The following is a 14,960-nucleotide window of genomic DNA, read 5'->3' on the forward strand; positions in this document are numbered from 1 at the left end:
CATGAGCGTTCGTGATGCCTTGTACATGCCACAACTCAAGTGGAAATCCGGCGAGTGCAAGGCGTTGGGAACCGCGCGAGGCGCAATGTCGGGACGGCTTCTCCCCGCCTTTCGCATTCCACCATCCGGGGGTTTTGATCCGGACGAACAGCGCGTTTTGTCTCCGCTCGAACATATCCGTTCGTTTGGTGCGAGGCTTAGCGCCAACTGGGGAAAGCGGCCCGTATTTGTTGATGCAAGCCTTGTCGATGATGATAAACATGCGGCCGCATGTCGCCGACATCCCCTCACGGAGCTGATCGAGCGTGCTTGGTTGGAAGGTGCCTTTGCGGCACCCATTGTGAGCCTACAAAGTTCACCCTCCTATGTTGAAGCGGTGAAGCGCTACACGTCGGCAAATCGGGATTGGCCTATCTGTCTGCGTTTATCCCTATCCGATATGGAGCGCTTGCGTAGCTTCGGTGAACTCGACGCGGTCGTTAACACGTTTGGCGCATCACCCCACAATACTGTGCTTCTGTTTGATGGTGGTGCGCTTCATATTTCTGACCCAGAGCCGTTTGTTCATCTAGTAGCCGAACGATTTGCAGTTCTGGCTCCCAGGAACACATGGGCGCGTGTTTTTTGGGGAAGCACCTCATTTCCAGAGAAGCCAAACCTAAAGGCAGGTGTGGATGGTCGATTCCCTCGATCCGATTGGGAGCTGTATCGCTCGATTGTGAGCAATGGTTCAGAATTCCCTTCTGTCCCTATGTTTTCAGATTATGCTCTTGAATTTCCGTCATATTATAAGCCAGTTAAAGTACCTCCTGTTGCTCATCTCAGGTATTCGACTGAGACCGACTACTGGATTTTCAAAGGGCAAAGCACGAAAAAACCAAATGGCTTTGGGGCGATATTTCCTGTTGCTCGCCGGCTCGTGTCTTCCGAGTACTTTTTTGGCGAAGAATATAGCTTAGGAAATAAGTTTATAGACAGCTTGCTTCTAGAAGGTGCGAAGACAGGCAATGCTAGCACTTGGCGCTGGGCTTCCACGGATCACCATATATCGCTCATTTTAAAGCAGTTATCTGTCTTGCACGAAGTCGAAGGCGAGACTGCTCGCGAGCCAGCGATCCCTCTGAAACAGCTTCAATTGATCTAGAGATTTGCCTCGGTGGGACAGACAGAATGGATCTGGCTAAGCTGCGCACAGAATATCCGTTGGATAATACGCATCGCCCGATTTTGATGGCCTAGGTAATTCGGATGACGGGCGGGTTGGGGCGCGTCGCTGGCATTGATGTTCACACCGCAGGCACGGTTCATTCCCTTATCCAAAGGGAGATAACTGGCGGGTTCCGGTGACATTTGACGAACCGCTGCCCCCCATTCTTTTGTCGTTCAGCCTGCAAAACGGCACCCCTAAAAGCCGCCACTCGTCAGTGGGTTCGATTGTCGTTGTTCGCCCTCATGGTTGACGACCCCGGGACCGGTCGCGACAGGCGCGGCGCGCGAGATCACCGCCGCCATTTGCCGCCGTGGCATATTGCTCTGGATGGCAGCCCGCCGATTGTCCTTCGGTCGGGGCGTGCTAAGCTGCGTCGGGGCAATGGAGAGGGGGATACGTGACACGGACGCCGGGGAGAGTCCATTCGTTCTCGGTCGAGGGGGTTGCGAAGAACTTCAGGTTCGACTGGCAGTTCCTGATCGCGGCGTCCCGCATCAACAGCGCGCTGTCCCTCGCGACGCTGTTCTCCTTGATCGCCATCGTCACCAAGTTCGCCGACCTGGTCAATCTCGGGACACCTGCTCTGATCTGCTTCATCTTCGCGTCTGCCGGCTATGCGCTGGCGATAGTGATTATTAAGACGAGGGCTCCACAAATCCTGCAGGAATACCCGGACTACAAATCCTACGAGGACAAGAAGCACTCGCATCGGTGGATCCTCTGGCAGTTCTACCACGGGGTTCAGACGCTCGAGAATGGCGCGAAGCTGCTGCAGGAGACGATCGAGAAAAAGCTGAGCTACGACGTCGCCACGCTCTCGCGATCTCGGCTGCCGCTCAATGCATCGTTTGGTGGCACCTGCATTGCGAGAAGGGTCATCATAACTCAGCGCGACGGGTCGACCCCAACCTACGACATGTGCGTGCATGCGCCGCACAACTTCGACCGCGACTTGATCATGGGCTTCACCATCAAGTCCAGCACCGATGGTGTTGAGCGCAAGTACGTGCTGCCCATCCGTGAGGGCGATCCGAAGATCGACCTGAAGATCAAGGAACTCTTTTGGATTACTCTGACGGAAGCAGCGAAGGAGAATCCAGTGTCGCGCTGGATTGCCTGGACGCTCGTCAGGGCGTCCGGTCTGCTGCTGGTCATCGCGGTCATCCTCGCGGTGGGGCACACCCTGCTCACGCCGAAGCCGATCACCCCGAACCCCTGCTGCTTTCATTATCTAGTGGGAACGTTCGTCCGGGTTGCCGCGAACAGCTGAAAGGGACGTAGAAGGCCGATGCCCACGACGCAGGGGACATACAAGCACTCGTTGAGCGTCACGGGGCAGATCTACTTCTGTTCCGCGCCGATTCGGCTGGACTCCTATGACACCTGTCAGTTCAGCTGCGTCTACTGCTTCTCGCGCGACAGGTCCCGGGCGTGGGCATCCAAGGGCATCCACCAAGCCAACCCGAAGGCGCTGGCACTCAGGCTCGAGCGTGTCGCGCGCGGCGAGCTGCGATCGGCCGTCGACGAATTCCTTGCGCGACGGGTGCCACTGCAACTCGGAGGCCTCCAAGACCCATTCACACCAATGGAGGCGGAACTAGGCGTGACCCGGGAACTCCTGAGCGTACTGCGCGACTTCCAGTATCCGACTCTGATCAGCACAAAGGGATATCTTCCCGTCAGCGAGCCCTATCTCTCGCTCCTCGCCGGAATGAACGTCGTCGTGCGGCTCTCGGCCGCCGGCATACCCGAGTCTCTGCGCAGGATTGTTGAGCCCCGGAGCGAAGGATTCGCGTCCACGATCCGGATACTGGAAACACTCGGGGCGCGCGGCATCGTCAGCGGACTACGGATCCAGCCGATCTTTCCCGGCTACGAGGAAGAAGCGCTCGAGATGGCCGAGGCGGCGGCGGCTGCCGACGCGAAGCAGCTCTCGTTCGAATACTTGAAGGTGCCAGGCGAGTCGGTCGATACCGAGATCGCCGGGGCCAGCCGTGCGCTCGGATACGACATTGTCGAGAGGATGCGAGGGCTCGGCGTCGTCCGCCTGGGTCCCGACTGGATGCTCTCAAAGGATGCTAAGCGGCCCTTCGTGCGGCGGGCGCGGGGCCTGTCGCATGCGCTCGGCGTCAAGTTCGGCGCTGGGGACACCGAATTCATACCTTGGAGCGATGGTAACGGGTGCTGTGGGGTTTCCGAACTCACCCAGTATGGCGCTAACCACTTCACTGCGAACTTCGTGGGCGTGATTAAGGCGTCGCTTGCCCGGACCGACAATCGCATTAGCTTCGGCATGCTGGCCGACCTCTGGTCCCCCGAGCAGTCGATCGGCAACTACATGGACTGGCGCCGCCGGATTCCGGCGGACCAGCGCGATGGCCGCAGCGACTGGCTGGCGCTCATGAGTCGGCGGTGGAACGGCGGAAAGAGCCCGTATTCGCCAGCGTTCTTCGACGGTGTCGTGGCGACAGATGACGTCGATGAAAACGGCTTCCGGGTCTACGATTCATCACAGCTTGCGCTAGAGCTTGCGGACTGAGCTAGCCGCGGCCACCGACCCGTGCGTCGGTACCAAGTATGTTCAGAATCGCGTCGCAGCCCTCTTCAAGAGATGACGCGACGACGCTGGCGATCGCGTTGAGCATGGCGTGGTCGTGGACGTTACCCGACTGCTCGCGAACGAGCACGATCGGGATGCGGAACGCGTTCGCCCAGAAGAGCTCGCCGATCGAGCCGATCGAAGCGTGGTCGGAGTGCAGGAAATTGGCCAGCACGACGTCTGACGACTGGATGATGTGCTTGTTGCGGTCGACGACCAGCCGTCCATGCATGAGCCGCCCGAGCGCCGCTGACGGACTCTCGGCGGCTTCATAGGCCAGAGAGGCATCGTAGGGAGAGGCCGCCGGGTCGTAGACATCCACGTGCTGCGGTAGCATTCCGGCGACGTGCTGCCGCCATCCCGCGATATCATTGCGAGAGGCGCCGCTGATCGGTCCAGACAGATAAATCCTCATTGGTCTTTCCATACCATCCGGAGGCTGCAGGTCCAATGCGCCTCGATCAATCCGGCTGGGGATTTCGGTGACGCGCGCAACTACCCCTTAATCCCTTCAGCCCAACCATCCCAAACAACACCGCTCACACACCCAATCACGCCCCCTCTTCGCCCCGATCAAATGCCGCTCGACAATCCCGCAGTACCGCAACGCCTCATCCCGCCTTCCCCGCAAAATGAGCATGCGTTGCAGGTACGGCGCGCACGCCATCCATCCCTCATGCATCGCGGCAAGCTCCTTCATCGTGGTCAGCGGCGCGCGCAGGCTGGCCAGCGTCTCGCGCTGGCTCGGCGGTGGCGGCATTCGATAAGTCACCGCTCCCGCCGCCATATCGATGATCACCTCTTCGGGCGGCGGCATCGGCTCGCCCGATTGAACCCTCAGATCCTCGGCCACTTGCTGCAGTTCCAGCCATGCCGCGCGATAGGCGCTTGCCGCCGCCACGGTCCGCGACGGACCCGCTGCCTCGGCCACCGCCGTCGCGGCACCGCCCCGCATCATTGTCTTCCCCGTCATCGTCTCCGCCGTGATCCCACCGCGCGTCGCCCACCGCGCGCGCCCCGCGCAACGCCTCCTGCTCCATGAGCCGCTCGTGCTGCCCACGGTCATGCTCCGCCATCGTGCGCAGTGACCGGTCGCGTAGCTGCTCTTCGGCGCGCCGCGTATCGGGCTCGATCTGCCGGGCGTAACGCTGCGGCAAATGCGCCGCGATCAACTGGCGCGCATCGTCCAGCGCGAACCACTCGCACCACGCCACCGTTTTGTCATACCCCTCCGGCATCGCCTCGATTGCCGGCCGCTGCGCCGGCAACGCCGTCTGCCACTCGGCATGCATCGCCGCCAGCGCGTCCACCGACAGCGTCTCGCCCGGTGCTGCCCCCGGCCACGTCGCCGTGCCGCGCACCCGTCCGATCGCCACATCATCGGGGTGCGGCACCGGCGCGGCCAGCTCGATCTTCAGCAGCGCCGCCCTGGTCAATATTTGCGTCCACACCACCTTATACTCGACCGCCGCCTCAAAGCCCGGCAACGCGTCGGGCGGGAAGGACCATGCCGGCGCGCGCGGCGGCGCTGGCGCGGGGGCCGCCCCTCGCTCCGCCCCCCGCTCAGCCATCACCCGCTCCGCCGCCGCGCGCGCCTCCGCCGCGCGCGCCTCCGCCGCCTCCGACTGCATCACCAGCCGCGCCAGCGTCGCGGTGGCCAGCCGGTTGCCCCGCGCCGCGCGGATCGCGATCTCGCGGAACGCCGCCTGCATCGCCGGTATCTCGACATAGCGCCCGCCCGCCTTGACCCGCACCATGCGCATCGCTTCGGCCATCAGCATCTCATGCACCGATTCCGCGGGCAGCCGCGGGACCGGCTCGTGCGACGGCTTCACTTTGCGTGTCCGGCCGCCGGGATTGGCGCGATTGCCCTTTTTGAACTGATGCGCTTTCGGCGGTTTGCCCCGACCGACCTCATAGCCGACCTCATAGTCGCCTGGGCGGTTCTCCGCCGTCTCCACGGGGTCGGTGCGATTCAACTCTTCGTCTGACGTCGTCATGCCTTGTCTCCGGCGCACGGGCATTGCGCGTCGCCGCAAAAGCGCATTCGGCAGATTGGTTGAATCGAGCAGACATGATTTTCGTACCCATCACTTGCCCGTTTTCCCGCAGGCACACCGGAATCTTCCCGTCGCGCCGCCCCGTTTTTCCCGCAGCTTCCCGCAAGGATGCCCGAAAAGCATGTTCCGTTAAGAGCCCTCATCGCTGCGCGAAAAAAGCCCGCCGCGATGCCGCCCGCGCTCGCGCGCCTGTTGCCGGTGCCCGTATCCGCATCCTTGCCGTCCGGGCCACGGACCGCACCTCGTTCACCTGCTCATCGCACCACCCCATCGCGGAGCGTTTGGCCGCGCGGCTCGTTGGATCGCGAAAGCGGCAAAGCTGGAGCATCGACATGGATGAGGCAGGCAAGGGCATTGGCAACATCGTCGCGCCCTGGCGTTTCCTGGTCTTTGCCGCGGTCTCGATCGGCGCCGGCACGGCGTTGGTCGGGGCGCTTGGCTGGCGCGATGGCGTGATGCTCGGCTTCGACATCGGCGCGCTGCTTTTCATGATCTTGTGCGTGCCGCTCTTCTCGCACGAGGCGGAGGACATGCGGCGTGCGGCCAGGCGCAATGACGGCAATCGCGCGCTGTTGCTCGCGCTCAGCGCGCTCGTCAGCGGCGTCATCATGGTCACCGTGGCAGGCGTGCTGATGCAGCAGGGCGCGCGCAAGCCGCTCGAAATCGCGCTCGTGGTTGCCACGCTGTGCCTGTCATGGCTGTTCAGCAACCTCGTCTATGCGCTGCACTATGCGCACCTCTATTATCGCGCCGGAGGTGACGGAAAGGATTGCGGCGGTCTCGATTTTCCCGGCACCAGCGAACCGGACTATTGGGATTTCGCCTATTTCTCGTCCTGTCTGGGCATGACGTTCCAGACCTCCGATATCGACATCACCGCGGCGCGCATCCGCCGCATCGGCATGTTCCACGGCCTCGCCGCGTTCGTGTTCAACATCGGCGTCATCGCCTTTTCGATCAATGTGCTCGGCAGTGGCGGATAAATGCCGGATGAAGCGGGCAGGGCGGGTCGCCGCAACGGCGCAGATAAGGACGACAGGATCGTGAACGACAAGCGTGTGTGTTTCGACTTCGAAATCGACTTCGCCAATGGCGGCGGGATTCAGGGGCAGGATTTCCGCCTCGACATCGACGGCGACGACATCGCCGACGCGGCGCTGGCCGCCTATATCATCGCCGATCTCCGCTTGCTCATGGTCGGGGCGGTGCGCATCCTGAACAAGCGCATCATCGCGGAACGCCATAAGCGTACCGCGGCGGCGGCGGCGATCGCGCCTTCGGACGGCGTTGCGGGGCGCCGCATCGACCTCAGCCATATCATCGAAGACGGCATGGTGACCTATAAGGGGCTGCCCGCGCCGATCATGTGCGATCATTTGTCGCGCGAACGCTCCCGCGCACTCTATGCCGAGGGTACCGAATTTCAGATCGGCAAGATCGAACTGGTCGGCAATACCGGGACGTATCTCGACACGCCCTATCATCGCTATGCCGATGGGTATGATCTGGCCGCGCTCGACCTCGATCGGGTCAGCGCGGTGCCGGCGCTGGTCGTGCGGGTCGAGGGCAGCGCCGACCGCGCGATCGACTGGGCGGTGTTCGCCGCGACGGATGTCGCCGGCCATGCCGTGCTGGTCCATACCGGCTGGGCGAAGCATTGGCGGACCGACCAATATTTCGAAGGCCATCCCTTCCTGACCGCCGCGGCCGCGGCCTATCTCCGCGACAAGGGCGCGCTGCTCGTCGGCATCGATTCGTTCAACATCGACGATGTCTCGGGCGGGGAACGACCGGTCCATTCGATCCTGCTCGGCGCCGGCATTCCGATCGTCGAGCACATGACCAATCTCGATGCGCTGCCGAACCATGGGTTTCGCTTCTGGGCCGTGCCGCCGAAGATCAGCGAGATGGGCACCTTCCCGGTACGCGCCCATGCGCAGCTTATGACATAGGAATCCTGCATTGATGGGGAGGCGGCAGACAAAACCGCCCCAACTCTCCGCGATCATATAAGGTATATAATCAGACTATTATATGTCTGGAGGACATGATGCTCGCAATCTCGTCATTACCGCACGCCGCCAAGGGCGGAAGGTCAGGGTCGATCATATGGCACGAACTGACCCACGCGGCACGACGCGCTGGCAATCCTGGTAGCGCGATCGAGGACCTGGAAAGTGTCGTTACGGCATAAACGCGAATCGGACGGCTTGACCACCAGCACGGTGTCCTCGCGCAGTGCGGGGCATGTATCGCCGACATTCATCCGCCAGATCCTCTTGCCCGACTGGCGATAGAGAATGGTGTGGGCATCGACGATCATCGGGCCATCGACGCGCGACAGGACGATGCAGTCGCTCGGCGCGCCGGGCGACCGGCCGGCGAGTTCCTGCGACAGCCAGCTGCCTTTCCTGGCCGCAACCGAGCCGGTCGCGGTTCCGCCGATCGCGAGGATGGCGAGCAGGAGGGGGATGGATTTGGCGATGATCATGACCTGGTCCTTTCGCGAGTGGTGACGGCGACGCGGCGACAGGCGATGCTGAACGGGCGGTGGTGCCGGATCGGGGCGCCGATCCGGCCGGCGCGCACCGTGGAAGCGCCGCATGTGACAGTCCGCCGACACTTTGGTGCACGAAATCTTACCCCGCTTGCATCGCCGCTGCTTTATTAGTATACGGTATATTGTAGGGCACAAAGGGAATTAGGGGTGCCCACACTGGCGTCAACGGCCTGAGGGGTGGAAAAAACATGAAGATCAAGACGTTCCTGCAGATCACGAGCGGCATGAGCGCGCTAATGATCGCACTCGGCGCAACCGCCGCATCGGCCGAATCGCCTGGTGTGGATCCGGCCCCGAACGCTTCAGCCGCCAGCGCCATCGCGCCGGCCGCTCAGGATGCGCCCGTAGCCGCCGATCAGGAGGCCGACGACACCGACATCATCGTCTACGGCATCCGCCAGAGCCTCTCCAAGGCGGCCGATAAGAAGAAGAACGCCAAGCAGATCGTCGATTCGATCGTGTCCGAAGACGTCGGCAAGCTGCCCGACAACAATGTGCCCGAAGCGCTGTCACGCGTGACCGGCGTGCAAATCGATCGTGAACGCGGCCAAGGCCAGAACGTCACGATCCGCGGGCAGGGCGGCGTGCAGACGACGATCAACGGCAACAGCACCAGCCTGGGCGAAGCGCGTTCGATCAACCTTGCCGATATTCCGGCCGAATTGCTGAAGTCCGTCGATGTCTACAAGACCCGTACCGCCGATCAGGTCGAAGGCAGCATTTCCGGCACCGTCAACGTCGAACTGCGTCGCCCGCTCGACCTGAAAAAGGGCCTGACCGTCGCGGGCAGCGTGCGTGGCGTGTATGAAGACATCTCCAAGAAGGTCAGCCCTTACGCCAGCCTGTTGGTCGGCGGTCGCTGGGACACCGGCATCGGTGAAATCGGCGTGCTGCTCAATGGGTCATATACGCGCACGAACTATTTTGAGAATTTCATTGAGAGTGAATCGCCGGATGTCGCTTGCTGCCGGAATTCGGATACCGGCGAAGTTATTGCCAACACGCCGCTCGCGTCCATTCCAGTCAACTTGCAGGGTACAATTATTCCCTACCGCGCCTATTACGGCCTGGAACGGGGCAATGTGAAGCGGCCGTCGCTCAACGCGGTGATCCAATGGCGCGCCAATGACCAGTTAGATTTTGTCCTGGAGGGCGGCTATATCGGTTCACGCGAACAGCGACAGAGCGAGCGACTGTTCATTCAGCCGCGCGAAAACGGCACGATTACCAACATCATCGTGGGCGCGGACGGGCGTACGGCGCAACAGGTGACGAACAACAATCCTAACGGCGTGCTGGCCGGGGTGGATTCGATCTACAACACCTTCCGCTCGAACCTCTACACCACCAATTTCGAGGCACACTGGCGCGGCGACCGCGCCCAGATCAATGCCAGCGCGCAATATAACTGGAGCAACGACGGCTATTATTTCGTCGAGCAAATCCTGCGTTTCCGCAACCAAACGTCGGCGACGGTCAATTTCAATTCCGATCAGGTGCCCGGTGGCGCGCCATCGATCAGCTTTGGCAATACCGATCTCACCAATATCGCCAACTATGGCGTTGATCGTTTTCAGGACAATAAAGGCCAGTCGAACAACAAGGAATTCGCCGGTCAGGTCGATCTGACGCTGCAACTGAGCGACGCGAGCCTGTTGCGCTCGCTACAGACCGGTTTCCGCTACTCGACTCGCGATAGTGATCGTTCCTACGGCTATCGTGACGGCTTCCCGCGCGTGAACGGCGTGGCGGCGCCCCTGTCGGCTTTTCCGGGTGGAAATCAGGCAGTATTAGTTTCTCCCCTGATCGATGGGGTGACCACCCCGCAGTGGTTCCAGATTCCTGGTGCTGTATTGCTCGACAATATCGGGGCGATCCGCTCCTATATCCAGCAGACCGACCCCGGTAGTGCGGCGCGTTTCGCCAGCGAATTCCCGTCACAAGATCGTGGACAGACCTGGACGACCAACGAGAACACGTTCGCCGCCTATGCCCAGATCAACTACGCGTTCAAGCTGGGCTTCCCGATCGATGGTGTGGCAGGTGTTCGCTATACCAATACCTACGGATCGGTGAAAAGCTTCGACTATCGTCCAGGAGACGCTAGTACTGGTGGCCAGGACATCGTGCGCGAAGCAACCGGGCGCGGAAACTACACCGATATCCTGCCGAGCATCAACGCGATCGTGCATTTCACGCCGAAGGTGCAGTTGCGGCTTGCCTACACGCAGAACGTACAGCGTCCCGGCTTCTATGATCTGCGTCCGTTCGCCTTTGTGGAAACGCGCGCTAGCCCGCCGATCGTGTTTGCCGGCAACCCCGACCTCAAGGCGCAACGCGGCACCAACTGGGATGCGTCATTGGAATATTATTTCGGACGCGCCGGATCGATCACGCTGGCCGGCTATATCAAGTCCGCAAGCGGCTATCTCTATTACAGCCGTGAAGAGGTGGCGGATCTGTCACGCTACGGCCTGCCTGGGCAATCCGGATTCGTCGAGCAGCAACGCAATGCCGGCAACGGCACGTTCAAGGGCATCGAGGCAAGCGCCCAGAGCTTCTTCGATTTCCTTCCGGGTTTCTGGCGCAACTTCGGTGCCAGCGCCAACTTCACCTATCTGGCGAAGGCGCGCGTCGAATATCCGTATCCGGAGGATTTCCCCGGCGCGTTCGACTTCCCCGGCACCTCGAAATACACGGTGAACGCGGCACTTTATTACGATACGCCGACCTTCAGCACGCGCGTCGCGTATAATTACCGGTCGAGCTATCGTCTCAACGTCTTCGTCGATAACCCGGAATATTCGCCTTACAACGGCAACACCTCACGGCTGGATGCGGCGGTCAACTTCACGCCGGTCAAGTTCATGACGTTGTCGCTGGAGGGCACCAACCTGCTCGGTGACGACAACAGGCGCTATTTCGGGCAGCAGAAGCTGCTGCCGCTTGGCGTTCGTTTCCAGGCGCGCACGCTCCAGGCAAGCGCCCGTTTCCGCTTTTAGTGCTTCCACGGTCGCATATGCATTCCGATCTCCCCCCTTATGCGACACCAACCTCCAGGGTCGCGGCTCACGCCGCGGCCTTTTTTTTGGGCGGGGCTAGGACAAGCCCTTGATGAGGAGCGGCGTATGAGGATTCTGCCATGGGCGCTCGTCCTTGCGACGGCCTTCGCCGCCGCGCCGGCCGCCGCCAAGGACGTGACTGTAAAGGTCGATGCGCGTGCGATGCCGTGGCGTGTCGGGGTCAATCCCAAGATGCCGTTCGGCCGGGGCGACGGCAAAGGGCCGGCGATCGTCATGGGCATGAATTTGCTGTCCGGCACCAAGGTGCGCTTCAAGGCGACGGGAACCACCGACACGATCGTCGGGGGCGAGAAGTTCGGCCCGTCGGGTCAGGCCGCTTATGTGACCGATGCCAATCCCGGCGGGTCGGGCAGTTTCTTTCCCAGCCGCTACATTCCGGCGACGCAATATCCGTTGCGGCTCAATCAGCTGATCGGCAGCTTCATCAACGCCGATGGTGGCATCATCGGTACGCCATTTGCGATCGGCGAGAGCGCGGAGGTCGAGATTCCCGACGGCGCGGCGGCGATCGCGCTGGGCATCAACGACGATATCTTTTCCGACAATAGCGGCGCGCTGGATGTCGTGGTCAGTTATGCCGAAGGGAGTGTGTCCGTTGAAGACCCCAAATAGCATTCTCGCCCGCCCTCTTCTCGCCACGCTAGCCCTGGCCGGTCTGGTCGCGCCGGTCGCTGCCTGGGGCCGGCAGGTCGTCGTGCAGGTCGATGCGAAATCCGGACCCTGGCTGCCCAAGGCGAACAAGAAGATGCCGTTCGGTCGCGACGCCGGTGCGCCCTTGGTCGTGCCGGGCATTCCCGACGTGTCGGGTAAGGTGTCGATCTATGCCGAAGGCACGACCATTTCCGCCGGTAACGGCGCGGTCGATGCGAAAGGCGTGGAGAGCAAGGCGGTCGACGATACCAAGGGGCCGGGCGGCAAAGTCTATCCCAGCCTGTACACGCCCAAGATCCTCTATCCGGCCAATCTCCATGCGCTCGTCGCGGTGTTCGTCGACGACAAGGGCGTGCTGGTCGGGCGGCCCTTTATCGTCGGCGAAGGCGTTCGCGTGCCGATCCCGGAGGGCGCCAGGGCGCTGTCGCTCGGTTTTAACGACGTCAGTTTCGCCGGGAACAGCGGGTCGCTGAAGGTCATCGTCGAAATGCCCGACGACTAGGTGCCGGAGTATCTCGCTGGTTCTGCGGATCTGGGGTGAGTCGATTTTTCCGGGTGTCAGCGGCTATTCGTTCTCAGGTGTTTCGTTCTTCTGGCGTGCCGGCCAGTCAGTTCGTCGCGGGAGGATTCCATCCGCCACCCAGTGCGCGGAACGATGCCACCGCCCCGCGGCTCGCCGCGGCGCGTGCCTGGATCGCGCCATCGCGGGTCTCGAGCAGCCGGCGGTCCGCATCAAGCACTTCAATCAGACTGGCGACCCCGCCCTTATAGGCCGCAAACGAGGCGCTGCGTGCCCGAGTCAGAGATGTTTCGCCCTGCGCCAATGCTGTCGAGCGGGCCTCCTGCTGGACCAATGTCGAAAACGCATCCTCGACGTCCTGCGACGCGCGCAGCACCGTCAGGCGATAGGCGGCCAATGCCTCGGCATTGCGACCCTTGGCGGCCTTGATCTCGGCATCGACCCGGCCGAAATCGAACAGGCGCCAGCGTAAGCCGAAGATGCCATTGGCTTGTGTCGCGTTGCCGCCGAACAGGCCACCTGCTGCGGCCGTCGCCGTGCCGAGCAGGCCGCTGAGTGAGATTTTGGGGTAATATTCCGACATGGCGACGCCGATCCGCGCGTTTGACGCGGCCAGGGTTCGCTCGGCCGCGATGATATCGGGGCGACGACGAAGCAGCGCCGCCGGGCCTCCGGCAGTAGAAATCGCCGGCGGCGCGGGGATGGCGGCTGCGGCGATCAATTCTGGCCGCGTCGTGCCAGGCTGAACGCCAATCAGCACGTCGAGCGCGTTCATCGCGATGTCGAGTTCGTTCTGCAACGCCGGAATCGAGGCGCGTATCTGCGCCAGCGCGCCTTCTGCCTGTCTGACCTGAAGCTCCGCCGCGATCCCCTTGTCATATTGGAGAGCGATCAGATCGACGAGCCGTTGCTGCGTGCCGGTTTGTGCGCGCGCGACATCGAGCCGCGCTTGCAGCGTTCGGATCGCGATATATGTGTCCGCCGTTTGCGCCGCCACCGCAAGACGTGCGGCGACTGCGCCTGCGGCCGATGCCTGCCAATCCGCCCGCGCCGCATCGCGGGCTGCGTCACGCCCGCCAAACAGATCCAGCTCCCAGCTGGCGCCGAGGTTGAGTTCGTAGTTTTCGGTCGAACGCTGGAATTGGGGAAACGCGCTACCAATCCGCCCGATCGGCGTTTCGAGCGACTGATAGGTTTCGCCAGCCTGACCGCTTACCTGACCGGACGGGAGCAGCGCGGCATTGGCATTCTTCAGCGCCGCGCGCGCCTGAACGACGCGGGCGCCGGCCTGTTGCAGGTCGAGATTCTGTGCGAGCGCCCGCTCGACAAGGCTGGTCAGCAGCGGATCGCCAAACGCGCGCCACCAATCGACCAGATCCGCCCTCCCGGCCGCCGTGCCCGATGCAGCCGGTCGCGCATCGACAGCCGCTGCGCCCATGAAAGCGGACGGCGCGGAGGATATGGGAGCCACATAGCGGGGGCCGACGGCACAACCCCCAATGAGGGTGATGGTCGCCGCCAGCGGGGCTGCAGCGCGGAAATATCGCATGTTCGGCCTTCCATCACATGATCCGTGATGTAACTAGTAATCATTATGGTCACTATTTGTCAATCCTGTGGATAGCGGTTATGGAGCGTGCATGACCGATGCCCCAGCCCAATCGCCCGCCACCCGCGGGCCTGCCGAACATGCCGTGCGCGACCAGATCGTCGAGGCTGCCAAAGAATGTTTCGCGCATTACGGATATGGCAAGACGACGGTGTCCGACCTGGCGCGGGAAGTCGGGTTTTCGAAGGCGTATATCTATCGCTTCTTCGAGTCGAAGCAGGCGATCGGCGAGGCGATCTGTAGCGCGCGGCTCGATCAGATCATCGCGGAGGCGCGCGCAGCGATCGACGAAGGCGGCAGCGCGACCGATCGATTTCGTCGTATGTTCAAGAGTGTTACCGCGTTGAGTATCGCGCTGTTCTTCGAAGATCGCAAAATCTTCGAGATTGCCGCCTTGTCAGCGGCGGAGCGATGGGGATCGACGCGAACCTATTTCCAGACACTGGAATCGATGCTGCTGGAGATCGTGAAGAACGGCCGCGAAACTGGCGAGTTCGAACGCAAAACGCCGCTCGACGAAGTCTGCCGATCGATCCTTTATGCGATGACGCCGTTTATCGATCCGCTGCATCTGGAGCGTAATCTCGACTTGATGCCCGACGCCCAAAATGAGGTGACGGGCCTCATTCTGCGGAGCCTCGCGCCGTAACCTCGACCAGATTACGCAT

13 protein-coding genes are annotated in these 14,960 nt (G+C 62.0%); 9 read left to right on the top strand and 4 right to left on the bottom strand.

Translation table 11 applies throughout. The features are described from left to right. The first annotated feature begins 1 nt into the window (after position 1). The 3 genes from G4G27_RS22340 (at position 2) to G4G27_RS22350 (ending at position 3,749) form a co-directional block, all read left to right on the top strand. A complete protein-coding gene (locus G4G27_RS22340) occupies positions 2-1,144 on the top strand; it encodes a beta family protein (RefSeq protein WP_183110668.1) in 1,143 nt (380 codons plus the stop codon). Between the two features lie 463 nt (positions 1,145-1,607). Further along, the gene (locus tag G4G27_RS22345; protein ID WP_183110669.1) at positions 1,608-2,480 is read left to right on the top strand and encodes a hypothetical protein; all 873 of its coding nucleotides are present in this window, start codon (positions 1,608-1,610) and stop codon (positions 2,478-2,480) included. An 18-nt stretch (positions 2,481-2,498) separates the two neighbouring features. Beyond that, positions 2,499-3,749 carry a radical SAM protein gene (locus tag G4G27_RS22350; protein ID WP_183110670.1) on the top strand — a complete coding sequence of 417 codons (1,251 nt, stop codon included), beginning with the start codon at positions 2,499-2,501 and terminating at the stop codon, positions 3,747-3,749. A gap of 1 nt (position 3,750) precedes the next feature. Here the strand turns inward: G4G27_RS22350 and G4G27_RS22355 are convergent, their stop codons facing one another. Next, a complete protein-coding gene (locus G4G27_RS22355; RefSeq protein ID WP_183110671.1) occupies positions 3,751-4,224 on the bottom strand; it encodes a hypothetical protein in 474 nt (157 codons plus the stop codon). Positions 4,225-4,483: 259 nt separating this feature from the next. Continuing rightward, positions 4,484-5,809, bottom strand: a complete 1,326-nt coding sequence (locus G4G27_RS24370; RefSeq protein WP_183110672.1) for a DUF5681 domain-containing protein — start codon at positions 5,807-5,809, stop codon at positions 4,484-4,486. A gap of 392 nt (positions 5,810-6,201) precedes the next feature. Here G4G27_RS24370 and G4G27_RS22365 point away from each other — a divergent pair, with 392 nt between their 5' ends. Both G4G27_RS22365 and G4G27_RS22370 read left to right on the top strand, forming a co-directional pair. Beyond that, complete coding sequence (locus G4G27_RS22365) at positions 6,202-6,852, top strand: DUF1345 domain-containing protein (protein WP_183110673.1); 651 nt, start codon at positions 6,202-6,204, stop codon at positions 6,850-6,852. Positions 6,853-6,912: 60 nt separating this feature from the next. Next, positions 6,913-7,821 (top strand): cyclase family protein, encoded by a 909-nt coding sequence (locus G4G27_RS22370; protein WP_244624463.1) that lies wholly within the window; start codon positions 6,913-6,915, stop codon positions 7,819-7,821. Between the two features lie 143 nt (positions 7,822-7,964). On the opposite strand, the gene G4G27_RS22375 is transcribed toward G4G27_RS22370, so the two are convergent. Continuing rightward, a complete protein-coding gene (locus tag G4G27_RS22375) occupies positions 7,965-8,360 on the bottom strand; it encodes a hypothetical protein (RefSeq protein ID WP_183110675.1) in 396 nt (131 codons plus the stop codon). 257 nt (positions 8,361-8,617) lie between these two features. Between G4G27_RS22375 and G4G27_RS22380 the strand changes: the two genes are divergently transcribed. The 3 genes from G4G27_RS22380 to G4G27_RS22390 all read left to right on the top strand — a co-directional run bounded on the left by G4G27_RS22380 (position 8,618) and on the right by G4G27_RS22390 (position 12,665). Then, positions 8,618-11,431: a TonB-dependent receptor gene (locus G4G27_RS22380; protein WP_183110676.1), complete on the top strand. Its 2,814-nt coding sequence runs from the start codon at positions 8,618-8,620 to the stop codon at positions 11,429-11,431. A gap of 126 nt (positions 11,432-11,557) precedes the next feature. Continuing rightward, positions 11,558-12,124, top strand: a complete 567-nt coding sequence (locus G4G27_RS22385; protein ID WP_183110677.1) for a hypothetical protein — start codon at positions 11,558-11,560, stop codon at positions 12,122-12,124. Continuing rightward, positions 12,108-12,665, top strand: a complete 558-nt coding sequence (locus G4G27_RS22390) for a hypothetical protein (RefSeq protein ID WP_183110678.1) — start codon at positions 12,108-12,110, stop codon at positions 12,663-12,665. Before G4G27_RS22385 ends, G4G27_RS22390 begins: the two co-directional genes overlap by 17 nt. A 106-nt stretch (positions 12,666-12,771) precedes the next feature. Here G4G27_RS22390 and G4G27_RS22395 read toward each other — a convergent pair whose 3' ends face one another. Further along, positions 12,772-14,232, bottom strand: a complete 1,461-nt coding sequence (locus G4G27_RS22395) for an efflux transporter outer membrane subunit (RefSeq protein ID WP_183110679.1) — start codon at positions 14,230-14,232, stop codon at positions 12,772-12,774. A gap of 91 nt (positions 14,233-14,323) precedes the next feature. Here G4G27_RS22395 and G4G27_RS22400 point away from each other — a divergent pair, with 91 nt between their 5' ends. Beyond that, positions 14,324-14,941, top strand: coding sequence for a TetR/AcrR family transcriptional regulator (locus G4G27_RS22400; RefSeq protein WP_183110680.1), 618 nt, complete (start codon positions 14,324-14,326; stop codon positions 14,939-14,941). Positions 14,942-14,960: the final 19 nt, after the last annotated feature.

The organism is Sphingomonas sp. So64.6b, from assembly GCF_014171475.1.
Classification (GTDB): Bacteria; Pseudomonadota; Alphaproteobacteria; order Sphingomonadales; family Sphingomonadaceae; genus Sphingomonas; species Sphingomonas alpina_A.